At 44.7% G+C, this 23,160-nt stretch carries 20 protein-coding genes and 1 other RNA gene; 9 read left to right on the forward strand and 12 right to left on the reverse strand.

Going from position 1 to position 23,160, the window contains the following annotated elements; translation table 11 throughout:
* Positions 1 to 144 precede the first annotated feature (144 nt).
* Positions 145 to 1,602, forward strand: a complete 1,458-nt coding sequence (locus AAA952_RS00005; RefSeq protein ID WP_338253309.1) for a hypothetical protein — start codon at positions 145 to 147, stop codon at positions 1,600 to 1,602.
* Between the two features lie 142 nt (positions 1,603 to 1,744).
* On the opposite strand, the gene AAA952_RS00010 is transcribed toward AAA952_RS00005, so the two are convergent.
* The 9 genes from AAA952_RS00010 to pspA form a co-directional block, all read right to left on the reverse strand.
* Positions 1,745 to 2,989, reverse strand: coding sequence for a site-specific integrase (locus AAA952_RS00010; RefSeq protein WP_338253311.1), 1,245 nt, complete (start codon positions 2,987 to 2,989; stop codon positions 1,745 to 1,747).
* A 70-nt stretch (positions 2,990 to 3,059) separates the two neighbouring features.
* Positions 3,060 to 3,157: signal recognition particle sRNA small type (gene ffs, locus AAA952_RS00015), an RNA gene on the reverse strand.
* A gap of 259 nt (positions 3,158 to 3,416) precedes the next feature.
* Complete coding sequence (locus AAA952_RS00020; RefSeq protein WP_105252925.1) at positions 3,417 to 3,779, reverse strand: ComEA family DNA-binding protein; 363 nt, start codon at positions 3,777 to 3,779, stop codon at positions 3,417 to 3,419.
* 226 nt (positions 3,780 to 4,005) lie between these two features.
* Positions 4,006 to 5,199 carry a methionine gamma-lyase gene (megL, locus tag AAA952_RS00025; RefSeq protein WP_338253316.1) on the reverse strand — a complete coding sequence of 398 codons (1,194 nt, stop codon included), beginning with the start codon at positions 5,197 to 5,199 and terminating at the stop codon, positions 4,006 to 4,008.
* A gap of 341 nt (positions 5,200 to 5,540) precedes the next feature.
* A complete protein-coding gene (locus AAA952_RS00030) occupies positions 5,541 to 6,761 on the reverse strand; it encodes a TIGR01620 family protein (RefSeq protein ID WP_338253318.1) in 1,221 nt (406 codons plus the stop codon).
* Positions 6,758 to 8,218, reverse strand: coding sequence for a YcjX family protein (locus AAA952_RS00035; RefSeq protein WP_338253320.1), 1,461 nt, complete (start codon positions 8,216 to 8,218; stop codon positions 6,758 to 6,760). The genes AAA952_RS00030 and AAA952_RS00035 overlap by 4 nt, the downstream gene beginning before the upstream one ends.
* Positions 8,219 to 8,331: 113 nt before the next feature.
* Entirely contained in the window at positions 8,332 to 8,718 is a 387-nt protein-coding gene (gene pspC, locus AAA952_RS00040) for an envelope stress response membrane protein PspC (RefSeq protein ID WP_028760457.1), read from the reverse strand.
* The gene (gene pspB / locus AAA952_RS00045) at positions 8,705 to 8,944 is read right to left on the reverse strand and encodes an envelope stress response membrane protein PspB (protein ID WP_006081138.1); all 240 of its coding nucleotides are present in this window, start codon (positions 8,942 to 8,944) and stop codon (positions 8,705 to 8,707) included. The genes pspC and pspB overlap by 14 nt, the downstream gene beginning before the upstream one ends.
* A gap of 17 nt (positions 8,945 to 8,961) precedes the next feature.
* Positions 8,962 to 9,645 carry a phage shock protein PspA gene (gene pspA / locus AAA952_RS00050; RefSeq protein WP_338253330.1) on the reverse strand — a complete coding sequence of 228 codons (684 nt, stop codon included), beginning with the start codon at positions 9,643 to 9,645 and terminating at the stop codon, positions 8,962 to 8,964.
* A gap of 177 nt (positions 9,646 to 9,822) precedes the next feature.
* Between pspA and pspF the strand changes: the two genes are divergently transcribed.
* The 8 genes from pspF (at position 9,823) to AAA952_RS00090 (ending at position 17,953) form a co-directional block, all read left to right on the forward strand.
* A complete protein-coding gene (pspF, locus tag AAA952_RS00055) occupies positions 9,823 to 10,914 on the forward strand; it encodes a phage shock protein operon transcriptional activator (protein ID WP_306682422.1) in 1,092 nt (363 codons plus the stop codon).
* A gap of 69 nt (positions 10,915 to 10,983) precedes the next feature.
* Positions 10,984 to 12,609 (forward strand): ABC transporter substrate-binding protein, encoded by a 1,626-nt coding sequence (locus AAA952_RS00060; protein WP_173496504.1) that lies wholly within the window; start codon positions 10,984 to 10,986, stop codon positions 12,607 to 12,609.
* Positions 12,609 to 13,640, forward strand: a complete 1,032-nt coding sequence (locus tag AAA952_RS00065; protein WP_212599885.1) for an ABC transporter permease — start codon at positions 12,609 to 12,611, stop codon at positions 13,638 to 13,640. The genes AAA952_RS00060 and AAA952_RS00065 overlap by 1 nt, the downstream gene beginning before the upstream one ends.
* Positions 13,627 to 14,517 (forward strand): ABC transporter permease subunit, encoded by an 891-nt coding sequence (locus AAA952_RS00070; RefSeq protein WP_006081133.1) that lies wholly within the window; start codon positions 13,627 to 13,629, stop codon positions 14,515 to 14,517. Before AAA952_RS00065 ends, AAA952_RS00070 begins: the two co-directional genes overlap by 14 nt.
* Before the next feature lie 3 nt (positions 14,518 to 14,520).
* Positions 14,521 to 15,528, forward strand: coding sequence for a peptide ABC transporter ATP-binding protein (locus AAA952_RS00075; protein ID WP_113938851.1), 1,008 nt, complete (start codon positions 14,521 to 14,523; stop codon positions 15,526 to 15,528).
* A complete protein-coding gene (locus tag AAA952_RS00080) occupies positions 15,509 to 16,294 on the forward strand; it encodes a peptide ABC transporter ATP-binding protein (RefSeq protein WP_105252932.1) in 786 nt (261 codons plus the stop codon). The genes AAA952_RS00075 and AAA952_RS00080 overlap by 20 nt, the downstream gene beginning before the upstream one ends.
* Positions 16,295 to 16,399: 105 nt before the next feature.
* A complete protein-coding gene (gene fabV, locus AAA952_RS00085) occupies positions 16,400 to 17,602 on the forward strand; it encodes an enoyl-ACP reductase FabV (protein WP_105252933.1) in 1,203 nt (400 codons plus the stop codon).
* Between the two features lie 138 nt (positions 17,603 to 17,740).
* Complete coding sequence (locus tag AAA952_RS00090) at positions 17,741 to 17,953, forward strand: TOBE domain-containing protein (RefSeq protein ID WP_006085368.1); 213 nt, start codon at positions 17,741 to 17,743, stop codon at positions 17,951 to 17,953.
* A 194-nt stretch (positions 17,954 to 18,147) separates the two neighbouring features.
* On the opposite strand, the gene AAA952_RS00095 is transcribed toward AAA952_RS00090, so the two are convergent.
* The 3 genes from AAA952_RS00095 to lon all read right to left on the reverse strand — a co-directional run bounded on the left by AAA952_RS00095 (position 18,148) and on the right by lon (position 23,128).
* Positions 18,148 to 20,013 (reverse strand): SurA N-terminal domain-containing protein, encoded by a 1,866-nt coding sequence (locus tag AAA952_RS00095; protein ID WP_338253347.1) that lies wholly within the window; start codon positions 20,011 to 20,013, stop codon positions 18,148 to 18,150.
* A 225-nt stretch (positions 20,014 to 20,238) separates the two neighbouring features.
* Complete coding sequence (gene hupB, locus AAA952_RS00100) at positions 20,239 to 20,511, reverse strand: nucleoid-associated protein HU-beta (protein WP_006081127.1); 273 nt, start codon at positions 20,509 to 20,511, stop codon at positions 20,239 to 20,241.
* 259 nt (positions 20,512 to 20,770) lie between these two features.
* Positions 20,771 to 23,128, reverse strand: coding sequence for an endopeptidase La (lon, locus tag AAA952_RS00105; protein ID WP_105252934.1), 2,358 nt, complete (start codon positions 23,126 to 23,128; stop codon positions 20,771 to 20,773).
* Between the last annotated feature and the right edge of the window lie 32 nt (positions 23,129 to 23,160).

A 23,160-nucleotide genomic window follows, 5' to 3' on the forward strand; every position in this document is an offset into this window, starting at 1 on the left:
GTTAGGCTATGCAATAATGCGTTGGTGAATGACTTGTTTTAGGTGAAAGGGACAGTGTATGAGTAAAGCTCCATCTTAAATAAATCAAAATATATAGAAGATGGGCTATTGCTTTTTATTAGTTTTTAATTTTGAGGTTAATTTATGACTATTCTGGATTTAAATATTCATGAAAAAGAAGACGTTTATAATAATTTGAAGTTTCTAAATATCGATATGTTACACAATGGAGTTGTTAATCTAGAAAATTCAATAAAATCACTATATAAAATAGCAAATGTCGACAATAAGATTGATATTTTTGTTGACCAAGATAAGTATCAATCCAGCACAGCATTGATTGGTAATATAAATTACTCAGAAAGTTTAACGTTGGATTGTTTGGAACCGCTTTTGGTATATAGTATTAAATGTGTTGTCCATTATGAAGATGTTCGTGCTTTGCGTTTTATTGAAAGTAATCCACCAATTGTTACTTATGTTGTAAATGGTAAGTTCTTTGCTCTAAGCAAACCTACTATTTGGCAAGTTGGTAAAAAAGTTGAATATAACTATTTAATTGAAGGCATAATAACTGGATTGGTTTTGCCTCATTATTTTGAGTTGACTGAGATTGAATATGTTGACTTAAGTTTTGACAGAATTGCTAATATAATAAATGATACTGCTACTCTTTCATCAACGATTGAAAAGAATAAAGTTGATTATGTCAATGAAATAAGAAAAGCTAATAAATCAATAGAGTTAAAGGGCTTGGAGTATAAGTCTATACTCAAAACAATTGAAGTTGCGCTCGCAGAAAAAACAAGGGTAGAAGAGTCAAATAATGAAACAATGGCACTTTTGGATAGAGTTAATAATGATGTTGAGCATTCCCATGAGAAGCTAAAAGAAATCGAAGATGCCATTAAAACTCTTGCTAATCAAGAGGCTGTTGATAAAGAAAAATTTAATTTATTTAAAATAAATGTTGGCAAAGAGATAGATAGTGTTCTTAAAACGTCGGAAGAGAATAAGAAAATATGTGATGCAACTGAAGAGAAATTACATAACCTAAAAGTGGAAGTGTCTGATGCCGAAAGAAATTTGAACTTATATACTTTCGATATGCAAGGGTTTGATAAAGAATCAAAATATCAGTTAAAAAAGTATTATATAGGTGTCGGCATACTGTTATTAATGCTATTTACAATTTTTAGTTTTATGTATTTTAGTGCAAAATCATTTTCAGAGTTGATTGATACTTCATGGAAAGTCTCTACATGGGATATTTTGCTTAGTCGATTACCGTTATTTACTGCTACTGCTTTAATTATTGGAACCTTTTCTGCTCTTTTATTTTTCCTCGTAAATCATATTATTTCTCTTAATAGCGATAAAATGAATATGCTCAAGGCATCGATTTTAGCTGAGCAAATCACCGCTACTCTAGGTTGCGAGCAAACTATGACTCCTGAGCAAGTAGTAGAGTTAAAGCGGAATACAAAAATTGAACTGCTTTTAAAAGTGTTTTCGCCAAAAGAAAGTACAAAGATTTCAACTACAAGTGAGCAAGTTGATGTGCTAGCTAAACTTTTGGATATTCTTAAACCTAAATCATAAAATGAGGATGCCGTACACCTATACTAGATATACGGCATCCTCAGATTTACATGCTTACATTATGACCAATATCAAGTTGTACACTAGATTGACAATTTATAACCTAACCGCCGTATACCTAGGCATTGGTCTTGTCATTGAACTAGTCCCAGTTCAACGCCTCAACCACCCTGAGTATGTTATTAACCTTGTATTCCTTCCCATAGCGGTCAAAAGTAATTGAACCGTGAGAATGTCCTAGCAGTCCTGCCACTAAATCCGAACTAAACTCCTTACGCTTCAATTGCGTTGCAACTGCGTGACGTATCCCATGCAGAGTTTCACGCTCACCCCAATCGAGTTTCTTCTTAAAATAACAAAACCACTTAGACACAACATGAGAATATCCCCTAGCCTCTTTCTTGGGTAATTCAGGGAATAAGCGTAAGTGACCAAGGGATCGCTGACGCTCTACAAAGTGAAGAAATCCGATTGCTATCAACTTACTATGTATTGGAATTGCTCTTTCACTACTTGGTGTCTTGATTGATTGGTCAGGGCGGCTTTCACGGATAAGGATACATGGATGACCGTCAATTATCATAAAGTCGTCGAGATACAGTTGAGCTAATTCACCGACTCTAGCGCCAGTGTATGCAGCAAGCCTTGGAATCCAGTATCTATATGAAAATTTAAGGTTATTGTTAGATGGGGTCGCTTGGAATAGTTGTTTGACTTGGAACGGAGTTAACGCCTCTCGTTCTTTGGAAACTTTAATTTTTTCAGATACTTGAATACTCATCCCAACCATAGGATTAGAAGTCCCATAGTGTGACGATGCCCACTGTAACAGAGCTGTAACTCGGGTCAGATATTTGTTGATTGTAGCTACAGAAAGGTCTTTCTTAGCGCTATAGTGCTGCTTATATTTCTGAGCCTTGTCCTTGGTGAACTGGTCAATTCTAATGTCTCCCAACAGATCAATCATATCTCTGTATGTCTTACGGTTGGTGATTTCTGTTTGTTTAGACCACGCACCACCTAAGAGCTTTTCTCGACTGTATTCTTGTGCCAACTGACTTAGCTTTGGCAATGACGATTTACAAGTCTCAATGATGGGCTTGGGTGAAACTGCGACATCATGATGACGGTTAGTTAGATCTGCTAGGTCTATTGTTACAGGCATAGTCACTGGACAATGCTTACCTTCGGCAGTCAAACGTAAGACTTTAAGAACATCCCATGATTTGCGAATAGCTTCAAATTTGTCTCTAGTCGACAATGATCGTCTCAGTTCTCGCTTCCCAATAACGTCTCTTTGAATTTCAGGAACAACAATTCTGGCATACCAAATACCATGACGAGATTGGAATAAATAAGGACTTGATAATGTTTTGATTGAACTCAAGTGTACCACCTTGTGTACCACCAAGGCTTATCTTAAGCTAACCTATTGAAAGGATTTGTAATTGGAGGTTCCCCTAGAGCCGACACCCCGGCACACGAGTCGCTTGCTGCGGTTGCTCCCTTCCGGGCCTGGCCGAGTTCACAAGTTATCATTGCGGGGGGACCCTAGGGTCACCATAACTTCGAACATTACTTTGAATGACATAAACCAAAGCATTGCTTGAACGCGAAGGATTATCCCCCATGGACCCTATGGGATCAAGCGCTAATCGATAAGATCTCTTAATATCCCACCTAACTGCACAATCTATAAGCAAATGGAGTGATTGAAATGATAAAAGCCTGCAAATGCAGACTTTTATATATGTTTTACTGAATCTCTTATCATAAAAATCAGCAGGCTACACCGCAATCATCGCCAAAGGTGGTTACAACTTGATCAAATGGCGATTTTGCTCAATTATCTTAGCCCCAACACCAGAGACATTCGCTAAGTCATCTATGGCATTGAACTTACCATTTTTAGTGCGATAGTCGACAATCGCTTGAGCCTTTGCGGCACCAATCCCTTTGAGTACGAGTAACTGCTCGGCTGAAGCGGTATTGATGTTGACTTGAGCGGCATCTGGCATAGATTTTTTCGCATCAGATGCCATTTCACCCGCTTCAGTTTTAGCCTGTACTTTCACGGCGGCCTTGGTTGGGGTTTCTGTTGCGATTGCTGGGCTTGCCAAAAAAGCCGTTAATGCTATGGCACTCATAAAAGCAGGTATACGATTTGTGGTTTTCATAACAATTCCTCTATTCCATGATTTGCGGCCTTTCGTCCTACTTCCGTGGCCTCAAATCAAAAATAGTCTAAGCTGTCCCGAAATACCAAATCGGCGTCATAAATATTCACTATCGCTAAACTTCTGTCTTCGGCTCAATGAGCCAGTGCTTGACTATGATAAAAAGATGCAAAAAGCATCCTTTTATCATTCAAATAACTAGCGGTCTTTAAAATAACAACATTCATTAAGCTAATCGAGCTAGCGCTTGGTTCAAGTCGCCGATGATGTCGTCACAATCCTCTAAACCAATAGAGATCCGCAGCAAATTATCACCAATCCCAGCGGCAGCCCTCGCCTCTGACGTATAAGGTGAATGCGTCATCGATGCAGGATGTTGGATCAGGGATTCAGCATCACCTAGACTCACCGCAATTGAGAACAACTTTAGATATCCGACAAAGGCCATGGCTTCTTCTAAATTTGCCGCCAGTTCAAACGCGATAACACCACCAGCACGTTTCATCTGCTGGCCAATGAATTTATGCCCTTGATGAGATTTAAGCCCGGGGTAATACACACGTGTAATGCTTGGATGTTCCGCCAAAAACTCTGCCACGCGCTGGGCACTATCGCAATGGCGCTGCAAACGCACATCTAAGGTTTTAAGGCCGCGTAAGATCAGCCAAGCATCATGTGGCGATATCACAGCGCCAATATCCTTTAAAATTTCATACTTCACTTTATGGAGCTGTTCTTCACTGCCACACACTATCCCCGCAATCACATCGCCATGGCCATTCAGATATTTAGTCGCACTGTGGACCACCAAATCAATGCCAAAATCCAGCGGTCTCTGCAGTAATGGCGTCATGAAGGTATTGTCGACAATACTGACCAACTGATGACGTTTGGCAATATTCGCAATTGCCGCTAAATCAAATACCTGCAAATGCGGATTGACTGGGGTTTCACAGAAAATGACCTTAGTATTGGATTTAATCGCCGCTTCTATTTCTGTTACCGATGAAAAGTCCACTAGGGACACTTCAATACCAAAGCGAGCAAACTGAGTCGTCATTAGCGCATAAGTACAACCGTATACGGCATTCGACGCCACTAAGTGATCACCCATCTGCAAATTAGCCAGCAATGCGGCGGATACTGCGCCCATACCAGAAGCGGTTGCTGCTGCGGCCTCTGCCCCTTCTAAAATCGCCATTTTACGTTCAAGCTCAGCGGTTGTCGGATTACCTAAACGCGTGTAAATATACCCCTGCTCATTGCCCGCAAATCGCTCACCACCTTGCAGTGCAGACTCAAACACAAAAGTCGCACTTTGGTAAAGCGGCGTCACTAAGGCACCAAAGGCCTCTCGCTCATGGCCGCCATGAATAACCTGTGTTGCCGCCTTCCACATCTTGCCTGACTCATCTTGCATACCTAGCTCCTTGTCATTGGCATTGAGCAGTTCCCGTTCTTGATTGATTGTTGGTGTGGAGCGCTCAATACCCGCATTATGGATAATCTAATAGATAAGTTAATGAAACATTAGCCCTATCGAATAAGCCCTACCATAACGCGGCCAAGCACTTAAGCCAGTAGCATGACGAAAATAGCAGCGATCAAAAGTGTAATTAACTTGTTACATAGCACTTTTACGTCGCACTTAGTCATTCTCTTTATCTGCAAGAATCATAAAAAATGCGCTAAGGAACAAGTCCATTAGCGCATCTACTTTCGGCTATTTGAATCGTTTAATCATATGATATTCAATAGCATCTACTCTTTAGACTTATCTTTAGATGACCGCGATACCCTATCATCAACATCGGCGAACTGGCCTTTTAATGCGTCGCGACCTTCCTTGGTAAACAGCTTGCCTGAAAACTGCTTAAGTTCGATCAACAATTCCTGATGCACTTTAGACAATTTAGGCCTTTGATCTTCTCTAAACACAATCGGCCGACACAGCGCCATGGCTTGATATCCAAGACGCGCCGTTAGCATACCGCCGCCTAAACCTTGGGCCAAGCGAGCAGACAATTTACCGGTCATTTCAACCGATAACAGCTGTGTTCCTAAATCGGTAACTAACTCACTGGTACCCGCATAAATAATATTAATGATAATACTGCGGATAAGTTTAATCCGGCTCCAATAACCTAACTCAATGCCATAACAACGGGCCACATCGCGCAGCATGCGTTGATTACGCCATAGGATAATCGCCATATCGAGCACAGCTAAAGGGCTGGCCGCCAGTAAAACTGCCGACTCGGCTGCATATCTTCGCACCACTTTCTTTGCCAGTTCATCTCGCTCCGTCAGCACTAAGTCCTCGAATAACAAGACTTTCTCGGCATCATTATGTTCATCTTTTAATGAGCTGCGAAGTTGCTGCAAACCTTGGCTGTCGCCATAGTGGCACACTATGTTATCAATAAAGCTGTCTGCCTCACCCATTTGCATGCTCTGCGCCAGCCTAGCGCCAGTTTCTTGGGTATCGGCAACCTGTTTGAGTCGCTTGAGCTTACGGTACTCACTGACTGCCCCCGCCAATGCCCACGCACTGACCACCCCAAGCACCACACCATAAAAACTAAACAACCAAGGGCTCTCAAGCCAAGCATCCCTCAATCCTAATCCTGTTTGAACGACTACAAGCAGCAATAAACTCGCTACTGCCAGACGAGCGAGCCAAGACCAACGCCGTGATTTTACAAGTTGAGGCGATACCGATTTAGCATCGATCATTTTAGGATGGGATGACAGCGTTTCATCCATCAATTCCTCAATATCAGCAGCCACTTCTTGCACTGGCGTATGCGGATCAAAGGCTTTCGCCCCTTTGAGCTCCTCTTTGCTGGGTTTGAGCTCCACTATTTGTGGGTCAAACAGCTGCTGCTTTTTCAGCGGCTTATGTTCAACTGAGTGTGCAAATGAGTTCGCAGAAGAATTAGAAGCCTGCTCGTTAGCGTTATCCGATAGCTTTAGCGTCATTCCAACTTATCTCCCAGTAAGTACTGCAGCAGATGATCGAGACGAATATGGTCAAAATGCACTTGAGAAGGGTCAACATTAACATTGCTCGGCGGCGCGAACCCAACAAAATTAAACCCTTGGTCACGCCAAAAATGCGCTTCAGGTAAGCGAGTGGGCACTTCGCCGGGAAACAAGGTCAGGGCTTTACCATTGAGTCCCATCCCCTGCACGACTTCGACCTCACCGTCTTGAGTTGTCACCATGCCATGGCGAGTCGCCTTGATGGCGCTAATCGCCATCGTCTCCACTTTACAACCATCGAAACTGGCAAAATGCTGGCTGTGTTTCAACATATCGGTCAGCAGGGACAAAACATGGCTCTGCTGATCGCGAGTCACATGGTCAACCTTGCTCGCGGCAAACAATAAACGGTCGATGCGGGGGGCAAATAAACGCCGTAAATAACTCGATTGGCCAAACTGAAAGCTTTCCATAATGGCATTGAGCGCCGCGCCCATATCCTCAAATTGCTTTTTACCGCGATTCAACGCACTAAAACAGTCAACGAGTACTAACTGCCGATCAAAACCGGCAAAGTGGTTTTTATAGAAAGGCTTAACCACTTTAGCCACATATTCTTGATAACGTTTTTCAAGTACATGGAATCCACTGTGTTTATCGCTTTGCGAAAGCTCAGCAAACTTTTCATCATTAACCAATAACAGGGGGAAAAAAGCCAATAAGGGAGCGCCCTGCCATTCACCTGGCAATAACATGCGCCCAGGTTGCGCTTGGTAATAACCTTGCACGTGCACTAAATCATTGAGTAATAGCTGATATTGATCGGCAATCTGCTTTAATTGCTGTTCATCGGCGTTCGCGGCTAAATCCAATGATGTCAAAGATTGCTCAAACTCGGCATACAAGGGAGAGCTTTTAAGATTCTCGATGCGAACTTGTTGAGCGCGACACCAAGTTACAAAGTCTTGGCGCAACATAGGTAAATCGAGTAACCATTCGCCAGGATAATCGACTATGTCTAAATATAAGGTGGCGGTATCAGAAAACTTTGCCAGTAAGCCCTTCTTAGGTTGGTATTTAATCGCCAATCGTAACTCAGAAATAGTACGAGTGGAGGCTGGCCAGGTCGCAGGTTCGGAAGTGAGCGCTAACATGGCGCCTTGATAATCAAAACTGGCGATTTCAAGATCCGGCTGCATGGCACGCTTAACACCGAGTAAACGCTGATCGCGGCTCACCTGCCACAGTGGCAAAGCGCTGTTGTTGCGGGCGTGGGGTAAGGTTGAGACAGGTCCAGAATTGAGTAACTGATTGACTAACCCCGTGATAAATGCGGTTTTTCCCGCACCAGAAAGCCCCGTCACGGCCAAACGTAAATGCCGGTCTGCGGTGCGATGTAGCAGGGATTGGCCCTTTTGGGTTAATTTATGGAGCGAGGCATCAAGCATTCCCATAGAGACTTCCCTTATGTCGAATGATGTTAACTTATGTCAAGTGATGTTGACTATACACTGGAATGGAGCAGAGATTAAGCAACAAGGGCGGACATGGCCGCCCTTTAGAAGGGTTACAAACTATTGATTTGTCTTTTTAAATCAAAGTTGTCAGAGGTGACATGGCGTTCTAAATTTTGTAGCCTGACTTCCAGACTTCGAAATTGACGACTCACGTCGCTTAGCGCTTGCTTTGCGGGTTCCCCCGACTGCCACGGCTTCTTCTTCACCTCGATATCGTCTCTATCGTAATGCTTTTGCGGCTTGATGTCTAAAATCACCCACAAAGCGACATAGATGATAAATACCACACCTGAGCCGCCGAGTAAGAAGATAGACACAGTCAGCACTCGCACTAACCAAGTTTCAATCGCAAAGTACTCGGCAATCCCAGCACATACACCCGCTATTTTGCCTGACTGGGGAATGCGGTACAAAGTACGGCCATTAGATCCTCTCATGTTTCCCCCTCCATTCGGGCGATTCTGTATCCAGAATGGCCTCTAAGGTCTCGATACGAGCCGCCATTTTATCGGCCTTGGATATCAAATCATTGAGTTGTGAAAACTCTTCCTCAGTGAGTCCCTGGCTCACTTGTCGCTTACTGCGATAATGAAGAACTAACCATATTGGCGCGACTATCACCATGAAAATAATAATCGGCGCCATTAGCACGTCCATATCCATAACTCACCTCTGAATTGTTATTCTTTTGACTTAATTGGCGTTTTACCTTTTACCTTGGCTTTGAGCGCTGCCAGTTCTGCATTCACAGAATCTTCCGCTTCTAGCGCCGCAAACTCATCGGCTAAGGTCTTCTTGCTGCCAAGATCGTAAGATTCAACTTGGGCTTCTAAGCCTTCGACACGGCGCTCATATTGCTCAAACTTGAGCATAGCATTGTCGATCTTGCTTGAATCTAGCTGCTTTTTCACTTCTAAGCGTGATGACGCTGTTTGAGTGCGCAAAATAATGGTCTTTTGACGCGCTTTTGCATCGAGCAGCTTTTCTTGCAACATGCCCACTTCATCTTTCAAGCGTGCGATATGTTCATCGATGACGGCTAACTCTTGATTCAGCGTATCTGCTAAACCGGTCGCTTTTTGTTTTTCAACTAAAGCGGCTTTCGCTAAGTCTTCACGGTCTTTGGACAGTGCCAGTTCAGCCTTATCTTGCCAATCTTGCACTTGCTCTAACACGCGGTTGATACGACGTTGCAGCTCTTTCTTTTCAGCTAATACTTTAGCTGAGGTAGAACGCACTTCAACGAGTGTGTCTTCCATTTCTTGGATAATCAGTCGAACCATTTTTTCTGGGTCTTCGGCTTTATCCAGCAATGCGCTGATATTAGAGTTAATGATATCGGCGAAACGAGAGAAAATTCCCATAATCCTATCCTCAAATTGATGTTGGTCTCGTACAAGGTAATACACTAACCGTGCCAACTTTTACTTCCTGTTTAAATACAGCAACTTAAACAAAATATTAACTTTTACTTCCTTTTACGCTTCAAGCCACTTATTATCATTTTCACCAAATTTTAGCGCGAAAGACTAAAAAATATCGTGGATAATAAATTTCAGCAAGACAACCTTATCGGTCAATCTAACGCCCTACTCGAAGTGTTAGAACATGTGTCGCAAATAGCGCCTCTGTCTAAACCCGTACTGATTATTGGTGAACGTGGTACAGGTAAAGAGCTTATTGCCGAACGCTTACATTATCTGTCTAAGCGCTGGGATCAAAGTTTTATTAAGCTAAACTGTTCATCTTTGAGTGAAAATTTACTCGAGAGTGAATTATTTGGCCATGAGTCAGGAGCCTTTACTGGCGCCAAAGGCAAACACGAAGGCCGCTTTGAGCGCGCCGACGGCGGCACCTTATTCCTCGACGAATTAGCCAACACCTCAGGACTTATCCAAGAAAAGCTCCTGCGCGTTATTGAATACGGCGAATTTGAGCGGGTCGGCGGCAGTAAAACCGTGCAGGCTGATGTCCGTTTAATCTGCGCCGCCAACGAAGATTTACCATCACTTGCTGACGCAGGCGAATTTCGTGCCGACTTGCTCGATAGACTCGCCTTCGATGTAATTACTCTGCCACCACTGCGTTGCCGCCCAGAAGACATAATGACGCTGGCGGAATATTTCGCCGTTGGCATGGCGCGCCAATTAAAACTGCAGCTGTTCAGCGGTTTCAGCGCCCATGCGGTCGAGCAATTAATGACCCACGACTGGCCGGGTAATATCCGTGAACTTAAAAACGTAGTCGAGCGCAGCGTTTACCGTAATGGTGGTGAAAATCGGCCCATCGACCATATCACCCTCGATCCCTTTGCTTCACCGTATCGGCCTAAAACGCGGATCAAGACCCGCGAACGTCAAATCACCTCAGTAACGCCAACAACTGTTGCCAGTACGCCACAATCTGCGCCGACATTTGAGGCTGAAGTACAAGTCAATACTGAGTATTCAACGAATTGCTTTAATTTTCCGTTAGATTTTAAAGAGCAAACGGAGCAGTACGAAATGGATCTGATCCAGCAGGCACTCTCAAACAGCCAATATAACCAAAAGAAAACCGCCGACATGCTCGGGTTAAGCTACCACCAACTGCGTGGCATCCTTAAAAAGTACAATTTACTTGATAAAGCATAAGCAGATTGCCCACGGGGGAGATGCACTGCTAAAATAGCCGTTCATAGTCGATAAAATAATGATTTATAAATGAGTGTGCTAATTAGACGCCTGTGCCTAACAACTGCAGTTTCTTGCATGAGTTGGTTGTTGGTCGCGTGTGGCCCCCAACGACTCCCTTCTGGTTTGGTGTATTGCTCCGAAGGGAACCCTGAGTCTTTCAATCCACAATTGGTGACATCTGGCACGACAATCGATGCCACCTCGCATCAAATTTATAGTCGCCTAGTGGATTATGACACCCAGTCAGGCAAGCTTGTCCCTGCCTTGGCGACGAGTTGGGCCATGTCTGATGATGGCTTAAGCTATCGTTTCACTCTCAGGGAAAACGTGCAGTTCCAGCATTCAAAGCGTTTTTACCCAACTCGCCCCTTTAATGCCGACGATGTGTTGTTCTCCTTTAATCGTATTATCGATACCCAGCATCCTTATCATTTTGTCTCCCGCACGGGTTATCCCTTCTTCCAAAGTATTGGCTTTTCTCAGCAAGTTAAAGGGATAGAGAAGATAAACGATCATGAAGTGGTCTTTTACTTAACCCGCAAAGACGCTTCTTTTCTGTCGAATTTAGCCACCGACTTTGCGGTGATCTTATCAAACGAATACGCGCAGCAGCAGTTAGCTTTAGGTCATCCTGAAAACGTCGACCACTTTGCCATTGGTACAGGACCGTTCACTTTAGTGCAATACGCTAAAAACGAATATATCCGCTATCGCCGTAATCCCGATTTTTGGGGAGAGCCAGCAAAAATCGATATGCTGGTATTTGATATCACGCCCAAAAGTACAGTTAGGCTCGCTAAGCTTATCGCGGGGGATTGCAGCGTTTCTGCGCTGCCCAAAGCAGGTGAACTGCCTGTTATCAAACAGCATCAAGAATTAAACATCGAATCACAACCAGGTCTTAACGTAGCATTTTGGGCCTTTAATACACAAAAGCCACCGTTAGATGATGTTCGCGTACGTCGTGCACTTGCCTATGCTGTTGATAAACAAAATATCCTGCGAGCGGTTTATCAAAATACTGCCATTGAAGCCACCGGCGTTCTGCCGCCAGCATCATGGGCCTACGAAAATAACAAAGGACTTGTCGATTACAATCCGCAAAAAGCACGCGACCTATTAAAAGAAGCTGGTATAAAAAATCTCAGCATCAATATTTGGGCCATACCGGTTGCCCGCGCTTATAACCCCAATTCGTTGAAAACGGCCGAATTAATTCAATCCGATTTAGCAAACATCGGCGTAAAAGTGAATATCGTCAGTTACGATTGGAGCGTATTTAATCAGAGACTGAGCCGCGACGACTATGATTCTGTGCTGATTGGCTGGAATGCTGATAACAGCGATCCCGATAACTTTTTTAATCCGCTGCTGAGCTGTGCAGCAATGCAATCAAACAACAATCGTTCTCGCTGGTGTAACCCTGAGTTTGATGCCATCTTAAACAGCGCAAGGGAAGTATCAGATCAAGCGGAACGTAAAGTGATTTATCAACAAGCAGAAGCCTTTTTAGCTGAACAAGTACCTATGCTGAGTCTGGCCCATGCCAAACGTGTAGCGTTAACTCGCAGTGATATCAAGGATATGCAGCTTACGCCTTTTGGTGGTATTTCCTTCACCCATACTAGCCAAGCACCAAAGGAGGCGAATTAATGTTTACATACCTACTGCGTCGCCTCAATTTATTTCTTGCTACTTCGTTAGTCATGGTGGGTGTCTTATTTTACGCTACAGGCTTGTTTCCAGTTGAGCGCACCTATGCACTCACTGGCATACATACACCGACGGCGAGCCAACTGGTTCAAATAGAACAGGACTACAAATTAGATAAAAACCAAGCGTGGCAATTTATCGCTTACCTACAACAAAGGCTTAGCGGTAATTTAGGGATTTCAGTCACGTCACATCAAGAAGTCGCCGAAGAACTCAGTGCCGTCCTGCCCGCCTCCTTCGAACTTGCTGTGATGGCGGGCATTATCGCAATTTGCTTGGGCGTGCCCTTAGGCGTGCTCGCCTCCCAGAGTCAACATAAGCTCACCCAAAATACCATTATGGCGATTACCCTAACGGGCTACTCTGTACCCGTATTCTGGTTAGGCCTTTATCTTTCGCTTTGGTTTGGCGTCGATCTTGGTTGGTTACCAATTTCGGGACAAATCAATTTGCTCTATGAAATCAAGCCTGTCACAGGCTTTATGCTAGTGGATACCTTGTTGTCAGAGTCTGAATACGGCATGTCGGCATTTAAAGATGCCCTGCTGCATATCATTTTGCCTGCCACAACACTGGCCGTGTTACCTTTTACTGTAGTGGTTCGTAGCACCCGTTCGGCAATGGTGAATGTGATGAATCAAACCTTTATCCGCGCCGCCGAAGCCAGAGGCATGCATACTGGCACGATTATACTGCGCCACGCCCTGCCCAATGCGTTAATCCCCGTACTTAAACATTTAGGGCTAATGCTTGGCTCATTTGCCAGTTATGCCATAGTGGTTGAAATGATTTTCTCTTGGCCTGGTGTAGGATCTTGGCTGGTTTCAGGGATTTACCAACGGGACTATACTGTTATCCAAGGTGGGATTTTGGCCGTGGCCCTATTGATTATCTTCCTAAGTATCTTGATTGAAGTGCTGCACACAGCCTTTAATCCACTGAGCAGAAAAGACCTTTATGCCACCAGTTAAAATTTATCAAGAAGATCAAATTGCCTCCCCGACTATGCGGGTTTGGCTTAACTTTTCGGCTAATCCTTTCGCCTTAGCGGGTCTGTGGACGATTGCATTTCTGCTCTTGCTAACCCTGTTTGGCCCTATGATTGCGCCCTTCCCACCAGAGGCACAAGATCCAAGAGCCTTGCTGTTACCACCCTCTTGGGACCCTTCAGGGACAGTGGCGCACTTTTTAGGGACTGACGATCTCGGCCGCGATATTTTTAGCCGATTATTACACGGCGCGCACTTGACCTTTGGCATGGCGCTGCTGATCGTCGTTACCGCATTATTCACAGGCTTTATCATAGGGTCGTTGTCGGGCATGATGCGGGGCTTAAAGTCCAGTATTCTCGGTCATTTGCTCGATGCGCTGTTATCGATTCCTTCATTATTAATGGCCATTTTAGTGGTCGCTGTAATGGGACCAGGGCTTGAAAACGTGTTCTGGGCCGTCGGGATTGCCTTAACCCCACAATTTGTGCGCTCCATACACCAGTCAGTGCATGAAGAATTACAAAAAGAATATGTCACAGCCGCGCGTTTAGACGGCGCGAACTCGATGCAAATTTTTTGGTATGTCATTATGCCAAACGTGTGGGAAGTGGTGATTATTCAAACTACACTTGCCATTTCAGCTGCTATTTTAGATATCGCTGCCCTGGGTTTTTTAAGCTTGGGCGCACAGGCGCCGAGTCCAGAATGGGGCGCAATGGTCGCCCAAGGGATGGATAATTTACTAACTGCACCTTGGGCCGTAACTATCCCAGGCTTAGCGATTCTTTTCAGTGTGCTTTCCATTAACTTGGTTGGCGATGGCCTACGGTCGGCGCTTGCGCCCATCAGAAACTAACTTATGCCCTTACTCGACGTACGAAATCTAACGATTGAACTCGATACGCCCCACGGTAGAGTGCGGGCGCTAGAAAAAGTCAGCTTAACACTCAATGCGGGCGAAATTCATGGGCTAGTTGGTGAATCTGGCTCAGGACGAAGTTTGTTAGCCAGAGCGATTTTAGGCATCCCCGGCCCCAACTGGACTATTACTGCAGACCGCATGATGTGGGATGGCAATAACTTGATGGCCATGAGCTCAAAAGAGCGCCGTAACCTGATGGGTTCAGACATGGCAATGATCTTCCAAGATCCGTCTGGCAGCTTAGATCCAGCACAAACCGTTGGCAGTCAGTTAATGCAAGCTATGCCTAAAAATCCCAACGCCTATTTTTGGCAACGGCGCAGGCATGCAAGACTTACAGCACAGAAATGGCTGCATAAAGTCGGGATCAAGAATCCGCGGCAGGTGATGTCTAGCTACGCATGGGAATTATCCGAAGGCGAATGCCAAAAAGTGATGATTGCGATGGCGGTTGCTAACCAGCCTCGCCTCTTGATTGCAGACGAACCCACAAGCTCGATGGAGCTCAGCACTCAGGCGCAAATTTTCAGATTATTATCCCAATTAAATCAATTACAAAACGTATCGATTCTATTGATCAGCCACGAGCTGGAAACCTTAGCCCAATGGTGCGATCACTTATCCGTGCTCTATTGCGGTCAAGTCATGGAATCTGGGCCGACGGACGAAGTGATTAAGCAGCCTTATCATCCTTACACTAAGGCGTTACTCGAAAATATGCCCGACTATTCAGGCTCTGGTGGTCACAAGGCGATTATGCCTACCCTACCGGGTTCTGCGCCCGCCTTACAGCATTTGCCTATTGGTTGCCGTTTAGGGCCACGCTGCCCTGAAGCACAAAAAAAATGCGTTAATCAGCCAAATTTGAGTCATATCAAAGACCGCTATTTTGCCTGTCATTTCCCTTATCACGGCGAAACCCATAATGACGACCCCACTGCTTAAAGTTAATGACCTTTATAAAAGATATGATACTGGTTATAAGGGCTTTTCCCGCCAATATAACGATGCATTAGCGCCCGTATCCTTTGAACTCGAACGCGGTGAAACCTTAGCGATAGTGGGTGAGGCGGGTTCAGGTAAAAGTACCCTCGCCCGCATTTTAGTCGGTGCAGAGCCCCGCAGCGGTGGTGAGATTTTTTTCGAAGGTGAAGCCTTAGATAGCCGCAATGTGAAGCAAAGATGCCGCTTAATTCGGATGATTTTCCAAGATCCGAATACTTCACTGAACCCGCGCCTAACGATTGGTCAATTGCTCGATGAGCCGCTGCGTTTCAACACTCAAATGTCTGCGCAATCGCGGCACACCCAAGTGGTCGATACCTTACGAAAAGTAGGTTTATTACCCGAGCACGCGGAGTTTTATCCGCACATGATTTCCGAAGGGCAAAAACAACGAGTCGCAGTAGCACGAGCCTTAATGCTCAATCCTAAAATTATCATTGCCGATGAAGCCTTAACCGCTCTGGACCTTTCGGTGCGCTCGCAAATTCTTAATTTGCTGTTAAAACTGCAAAAAGATCTCGGCTTGTCTTATATCTTCGTGTCCCATAATCTCAATATTATTCGCCATGTCAGCGATAAAATTATGGTATTGCACAAAGGTGTAATGGTTGAAAAAGCTGATACAGAACAAATATTTAACTCACCAAAACATGAATACACCCAGAGGTTGGTCCAAGAGCAGAGTCTGTTTGTTCACAAACGCTAAACTGCTCCAACCACTTAAATAATCAGGTGAATTGGCTAAAAATAGGTGCCATTTACCCGCCGAAATATTTATCCTATTGGTCATTTTGATAGAAGAAGCTTAAACATGATTATCAAACCAAAAATTCGTGGATTCATTTGTACCACTACACACCCTGTCGGTTGTGAAGTAAACGTTCAAGAACAAATCACCTTAACTAAAGCAAAAGGCAAGATCGCTAACGGCCCGAAAAAGGTATTAGTGGTCGGTTCATCAAGTGGTTATGGTCTGTCTTCACGTATCGCAGCCGCTTTTGGTAGCGATGCTGCAACGATTGGCGTGTTCTTCGAAAAGCCAGGTACTGAAGCGAAACCAGGTACTGCAGGTTGGTACAACTCTGCCGCTTTCGACAAATTTGCTAAAGCGGAAGGTTTATATTCTAAAAGCATTAACGGCGATGCCTTTAGCCATGAAGCTAAACAAAAAGTCATCGAGCTTATCAAGCAAGATCTTGGTGAAATTGACATGGTTGTTTACTCACTGGCATCACCAGTGCGCAAACTCCCAGATTCAGGTGAGCTTATCCGATCAGCTTTAAAACCCATTGGCGAAACTTACACAGCGACTGCCGTTGATACCAATAAAGACTGCATCATTGAAGCCACCGTTGAGCCAGCAACTGAGCAAGAAATTGCTGATACTGTCACTGTTATGGGCGGCGAAGATTGGGAACTGTGGATCAAAGCCTTATCTGAAGCCGGTGTATTAGCCGATAACTGCAAAACCGTAGCCTATAGCTATATCGGTACTGAACTGACGTGGCCAATCTACTGGCACGGCGCCCTTGGCAAGGCCAAGATGGATCTGGACCGCGCAGCAAAAGCGTTAAATGAACAACTGTCAGCCACTGGCGGCAGCGCAAACGTCGCAGTGCTAAAGAGCGTTGTGACTCAAGCGAGTTCGGCCATTCCTGTCATGCCTTTATATATCGCTATGGTATTCAAGAAAATGCGTCAGGAAGGTCTCCATGAAGGTTGTATGGAGCAAATCTATCGCTTATTCAGTGAGCGTCTATTCCGTGCCGATGGTGCAAAACCTGAGACCGACAGTGATAATCGCTTACGTTTAGATGACTGGGAACTGCGTGAAGATATTCAGCAACACTGCCGTAATTTGTGGCCACAAGTGACCACAGAAAACTTATCAGAATTGACTGATTACCGTGAATACAAAGCTGAATTTATTAAGTTATTTGGTTTTGGTATCGAAGGCATTGATTACGATGCCGACGTTAACCCATACGTTGAATTTGACGTTATCGAACTCTAATCAACTCGATAGCGAATCACTGCTTATCACAAACGTTAAACGCCACTTTTTAGTGGCGTTTTTATTTATAACTCCCAGATTAAGATGCGCTACACTAGCTGCAGTTGACCCCTAATAATCCCTCAATAAGGAAAATCAATGAAAATTAGCGCAAGAAACACCCTCAGCGGTACAATCAAATCCATAGAAATGGGCGCTGTAAACAATGAAGTGACAATCGAACTTGCACCCGGTGTCGTACTGACCTCTGTGGTGACTAAAGCTTCCTGTGAGCGCCTAGGGCTCAAAGTGGGTGATTCGGCTTATGCCCTCATCAAAGCCAGCAGCGTAATGATTGGCGTTGATGATTAACCATTCAATTCAGTAACGTGGCGATTGAAGTAATGGAATATGGAGTCTGACAGTGTTGCTATAGCAGATATCCTTCGAACTTCATAGGTAAACTTTATCGAATTAAAAAAACAAAAAGGCCAAGTGAACTCACTTGGCCTTTTCTATTTAATCAGTCGGATAGTAAATTTAATAACTCGCTATCCTCACTGAAATTATTCTTCTACAGGGTAAAGCACCTTGGCATTGGCTTTAAGCGAATCGATCAAGCCACGGTAGTCTACTTCACTGTATTGTGCGTTCAGACGTTGTTTAAGTGCATTAACTAGCTCATCACTCACGCCTTCTGCAGCATTGACTTTATCCAGTGCAACCACAGCATAACCGTTTGCTAAACCGACGATATCGACAACAGGAGTTGTACTTGGTGTTGGCATTTGGAACGCTTTGCCTACAATCGCAGCATCAACGTCTTGCGCGCCACGGCCTAGTTTCGCTTTAGACACTAAACCAAGATCAGTTGCACCCGCTTTAACTTGTGCCATCAGTTCCTGTGCTTTTGCACGGGCGGCTTCGTTTGCTTGATCTTGCTTCAAGCGCTCAGTGATGTTGGCTTTCACTTCAGCTAAGGCCAAAGTACCCGCATCGTGATGTTCTTTCACTCGGATAACAACAACATGGTTAGGTTCAAGCTCAATCACTTCACTGTTTAAACCTTTCAGCATTACAGTTTCAGAGAAGGCTGCTTTAACTAAGTCAGGCTTGTTTAGCTCAGCCGGTGCGTTATCGCGAGAAAACAGTGCTGTAGTCTTAACATCAACGCCAACAGCTTTTGCGGTTTCAGATAGTGTATCTGGCACTTCATAGCTGGTATCCGCTAATTTACTTTGTAAGCTATAGAACTGGTCAACCGCTTTCTTATCTTGCAATTGAGCCACTATCTTAGCTTTCACATCAGCAAATGGTACAGTCGCGCCAGATTGCACATCTAATAGCTTGATAATGTGGAAACCAAAGTCTGTTTTAACCACCGCAGAATGTTGGCCTTTATTTAATGCAAATAAAGCGGCATCAAATGCGGGGTCCATTACACCAGGTTCAAACCAATCCAGTTTACCGCCCTGCTCTGCACTCAAAGTATCATCAGAGTTAGCTTTAGCCAGATCAGCAAAATCGGCACCGCTATCTAATTGCTTAGCGAGATCTTCAGCCTTGGCTTTTGCTGCCGCTTCATCGTTACCTGGCATAACCAAAATATGCGCGGCAAGACGCTTCTCGTTAGAAACATATTGTGCTTTATGTTCTTCGTAATACGTTTGTGCTTCTTCATCAGAAACTGGATTATTTTTAGCAAAATCAGCAGCATTCAGTTCAACATATTCTAAGCTCACCATCTCAGGACTCATAAACTGCCCTTGGTTTGCGTCGTAATAGTTTTTCACTTGCTCGTCAGTCACAACCGCTGTCGCTAAGAATGGTGCAGAATCGACAATAACATAGCGCACATCACGGGTTTGGCCTTGTAACTCAGCCAATTGCTTAGCTTCGCCAGGTAACACGAATTCAGTACCCACAAGGGCCGCAGTTAACTGACGACGGGTCATATCGACACGCATCATGTCTCTGAAAGTCTGTGGCTGATAACCTAACTGACGCAGAATCGCCTGATAACGATCGTTATCAAATTTGCCATCAGTTTGAAATGCCGGTTCAGCTCTCATTGCAGCAACAATTTGCTCGTCAGATACACGTAGACCCATAGCCTTAGCAGCTTGATCTATCAACTTGTCAGCCACTAAGCGTTCTAATACGCTCTGCTTAATGCTTTGTAAGTATTTTTCGTCAGCAGATAACGCAGCAAACATTTCACCTAGCTGTTGCTCCATGCGAGAGCGCTCGCTCTGGTACGCCTGCTCTAGCTCGGCTTTAGTGATCTTGTCACCGTTCACTTCTGCCGCAGGCACATCAGTTGTTGAACCTAAGTAACTACTGACTCCTGCAAATGCAAAAGATAAAATCACAAGTACGAGAATGCCTTTAGCAATCACGCCTTGCGAACCATCGCGGATCTTTTCTAACATCAGATTTCTCGCTTGTTGCGATTAACAAAATAAAAAGGCGCATCAGGTTGAGATGCGCCTTTCTGTAATTTATGGGGAATATTCAGACGCTACCACTGGTAAATTCTAAAACCCCGAGTAATGGTAGAAATTAAGCTTCATATTCCATTACTTTCAATTCGTAAAAAGCACTGATAAACAGTGCTTGTCATTACGAACGCCTTACAAAGGCTACGATATTAATGATTAATTAACAGCGTCTTTCAGTGCTTTACCAGCTTTGAATGCAGGAATTTTAGCTGCTGCGATTTTGATTTCTTCACCCGTTTGTGGGTTGCGACCAGTACGCTCAGCGCGTTCACGCACTTCAAAAGTACCAAAACCAACAAGAGAAATTTTATCACCTTCTTTCAGACCTTCGGTCACAGCAGCGATAAAAGAATCCAGTGCTCGGCCAGCAGCGGCTTTAGAAATGTCAGCACCAGATGCGATTTTCTCGATTAGTTCAGATTTGTTCATGTCATCCCCTTGAATGTAATTTTTTTGCGCCGCAACCAAATCCGTCTCTAGAGCGGTCTGCGGAGGCTTTTATAACAAGCTTGAATTCAAAGTTCAAGCTGAGTTCGAAAACCAAAGAATTAAAACTGGATACAGCTCAAAGCCAGTTGCGCCAAGGGCTTGGAGCAGCTGGCTCTCCACAGACCTAGGCTACCACAGGTCTGCGCTTTGTTAAGCCCCTTTTTTCATTTTTTTTAACGCGATAGCGCAATTTCTTGCGTTATGCCAAGTTTTTAACCACTTCGAAGCCTTCAACTGGTCTTTCTAGGGCCAGTTTTAACACTTCATCGACCCAACGCACGGGACGAATTTCTAAATCGGCAATCACATTGGCAGGAATTTCTTCCAAATCGCGCTCATTTTCTTTTGGAATAAGCACCAATTTTATGCCGCCGCGGTGTGCTGCTAGCAGTTTTTCTTTCAAACCACCGATAGGTAACACTTCACCACGTAAGGTTATTTCACCTGTCATGGCCACATCAGCACGCACGGGGTTACCCGTTAAGCTTGATACTAACGCGGTACACATAGCCGCACCAGCAGATGGACCATCTTTGGGTGTTGCACCTTCTGGCACATGCACGTGGATATCACGCTTCTCATAGAAATCCGCATTGATACCTAATTGTTCCGCACGGGCGCGAACAACTGTCATCGCTGCTTGAATCGACTCTTGCATCACGTCGCCAAGGGAACCGGTATAGGTTAACTTCCCTTTACCTGGCACTGAGGTTGCTTCAATCGTCAGTAAGTCACCGCCCACCTGAGTCCAAGCTAAGCCAGTCACTTGACCGATTTGGTTCTTAGACTCGGCTTTGCCGTAATCAAAGCGCTGCACGCCAAGGAAAGACTTAAGATTCTCTTGGTTGACAGTTACAGACTTGACTGACTTATCGAGCAAAATCATTTTCACGACTTTACGGCAAATCTTAGACAATTCACGCTCGAGTGAACGCACACCCGCTTCACGGGTGTAATAACGGATAATGCCAACGATAGCACTATCATCGACTTTAATTTCAGTGGCTTTTAAACCATTGCGCTCAATTTGCTTATTCAGCAAATGTTGCTTAGCAATATTCAGCTTCTCGTCTTCGGTGTAACCCGACAAACGAATGACTTCCATACGGTCAAGAAGTGGCCCAGGAATATCCATAGAGTTTGACGTTGCAACAAACATCACATCGGATAGGTCGTAATCGACTTCGAGGTAATGATCGTTAAAGGTCGCATTTTGCTCAGGATCTAACACTTCTAATAAAGCAGAAGCCGGATCGCCGCGCATATCAGAACTCATCTTGTCGATTTCATCGAGCAAGAATAACGGGTTTTTCACGCCGACTTTAGCCATCTTTTGAATGACTTTACCCGGCATAGACCCAATGTAAGTACGGCGATGACCACGGATTTCCGCTTCATCACGCACGCCACCGAGGGCAACACGCACATACTTACGACCGGTCGCCTTAGCGATCGATTGACCTAGCGAGGTTTTACCCACACCTGGTGGCCCCACTAAACACAGGATTGGCCCTTTAAGCTGACGCACTCGGCTTTGGACTGCCAAATATTCCAAGATACGTTCTTTGACTTTTTCAAGACCAAAATGATCGGTGTCGAGTACTTCTTGGGCTTTGGCTAAATCACGTTTGATTTTAGAGCGTTGGCTCCAAGGCACAGCCGTCATCCAATCGACATAACTGCGAACAACCGTCGCTTCAGCCGACATTGGTGACATCATGCGTAACTTGTTAAGCTCGGCGAGGGCTTTCTCTTTCGCCTCAGCGGGCATGTTAGCCTCTTCAATCTTACGATTTAAGGCTTCAAATTCGTCATGGCCTTCATCTAGGTCACCCAGTTCTTTCTGGATGGCTTTCATCTGTTCGTTCAGATAGTACTCACGCTGACTCTTTTCCATCTGTTTTTTAACGCGAGTCCGGATACGTTTCTCAACCTGTAATAGGTCGATCTCCGATTCCATCATCGCCATTAGATATTCCAGACGTTCGCCGACGTTGACCATCTCAAGCACAGATTGCTTATCTTCAAGCTTAAGTGGCATGTGTGCGGCCATAGTATCGGCCAGACGCGCCGCTTCATCGATACCCGATAAAGAGGTCAAGACTTCTGGCGGGATCTTTTTGTTCAGCTTGATATAACCTTCAAACTGACCAATTGCACTGCGCACTAACACTTCTTCTTCTTTGTCTTCCAGCGGTTCTGATTCCAGATACTCAGCCTTAGCCACAAAAAATTCTGTTTCTTGGGTATAACGGGTAATACGGGCGCGACGACCGCCTTCAACCAGCACTTTGACTGTACCGTCTGGCAGCTTAAGTAACTGTAAAATAGAGGCAACCGTACCCACTTCGAAGATGTCATCTTTTGATGGTTCATCGAGCTCGGCATCACGCTGCGCCACTAAAATAATTTGCTTATCCTGCGCCATTGCCGTTTCGAGACATCGAATAGATTTTTCTCGTCCGACAAATAACGGAATTACCATATGGGGATAGACCACCACATCTCGCAGTGGCAGCACGGGGAGTTCGATATGCGCTTCACGCTCTTGGGTCATAGTTCGATTCCGTTTTGGTGAAATGGATTAAT

It is taken from the genome of Shewanella sp. M-Br, from assembly GCF_036245925.1.
GTDB lineage: Bacteria > Pseudomonadota > Gammaproteobacteria > Enterobacterales > Shewanellaceae > Shewanella > Shewanella oncorhynchi.

What these genes read in the sequence shown, in the direction of transcription:
- AAA952_RS00005 (WP_338253309.1), top strand. Translation starts at nt 145, where the DNA reads ATGACTATTCTGGATTTAAATATTCATGAAAAAGAAGACGTTTATAAT.
- AAA952_RS00020 (WP_105252925.1), bottom strand. Translation starts at nt 3,779, where the DNA reads ATGAAAACCACAAATCGTATACCTGCTTTTATGAGTGCCATAGCATTA.
- megL (WP_338253316.1), bottom strand. Translation starts at nt 5,199, where the DNA reads ATGCAAGATGAGTCAGGCAAGATGTGGAAGGCGGCAACACAGGTTATT.
- AAA952_RS00030 (WP_338253318.1), bottom strand. Translation starts at nt 6,761, where the DNA reads ATGACGCTAAAGCTATCGGATAACGCTAACGAGCAGGCTTCTAATTCT.
- AAA952_RS00035 (WP_338253320.1), bottom strand. Translation starts at nt 8,218, where the DNA reads ATGGGAATGCTTGATGCCTCGCTCCATAAATTAACCCAAAAGGGCCAA.
- pspC (WP_028760457.1), bottom strand. Translation starts at nt 8,718, where the DNA reads ATGAGAGGATCTAATGGCCGTACTTTGTACCGCATTCCCCAGTCAGGC.
- pspB (WP_006081138.1), bottom strand. Translation starts at nt 8,944, where the DNA reads ATGGATATGGACGTGCTAATGGCGCCGATTATTATTTTCATGGTGATA.
- pspA (WP_338253330.1), bottom strand. Translation starts at nt 9,645, where the DNA reads ATGGGAATTTTCTCTCGTTTCGCCGATATCATTAACTCTAATATCAGC.
- AAA952_RS00060 (WP_173496504.1), top strand. Translation starts at nt 10,984, where the DNA reads ATGAGTGTGCTAATTAGACGCCTGTGCCTAACAACTGCAGTTTCTTGC.
- AAA952_RS00065 (WP_212599885.1), top strand. Translation starts at nt 12,609, where the DNA reads ATGTTTACATACCTACTGCGTCGCCTCAATTTATTTCTTGCTACTTCG.
- AAA952_RS00070 (WP_006081133.1), top strand. Translation starts at nt 13,627, where the DNA reads ATGCCACCAGTTAAAATTTATCAAGAAGATCAAATTGCCTCCCCGACT.
- AAA952_RS00075 (WP_113938851.1), top strand. Translation starts at nt 14,521, where the DNA reads ATGCCCTTACTCGACGTACGAAATCTAACGATTGAACTCGATACGCCC.
- AAA952_RS00080 (WP_105252932.1), top strand. Translation starts at nt 15,509, where the DNA reads ATGACGACCCCACTGCTTAAAGTTAATGACCTTTATAAAAGATATGAT.
- fabV (WP_105252933.1), top strand. Translation starts at nt 16,400, where the DNA reads ATGATTATCAAACCAAAAATTCGTGGATTCATTTGTACCACTACACAC.
- AAA952_RS00090 (WP_006085368.1), top strand. Translation starts at nt 17,741, where the DNA reads ATGAAAATTAGCGCAAGAAACACCCTCAGCGGTACAATCAAATCCATA.
- AAA952_RS00095 (WP_338253347.1), bottom strand. Translation starts at nt 20,013, where the DNA reads ATGTTAGAAAAGATCCGCGATGGTTCGCAAGGCGTGATTGCTAAAGGC.
- hupB (WP_006081127.1), bottom strand. Translation starts at nt 20,511, where the DNA reads ATGAACAAATCTGAACTAATCGAGAAAATCGCATCTGGTGCTGACATT.
- lon (WP_105252934.1), bottom strand. Translation starts at nt 23,128, where the DNA reads ATGACCCAAGAGCGTGAAGCGCATATCGAACTCCCCGTGCTGCCACTG.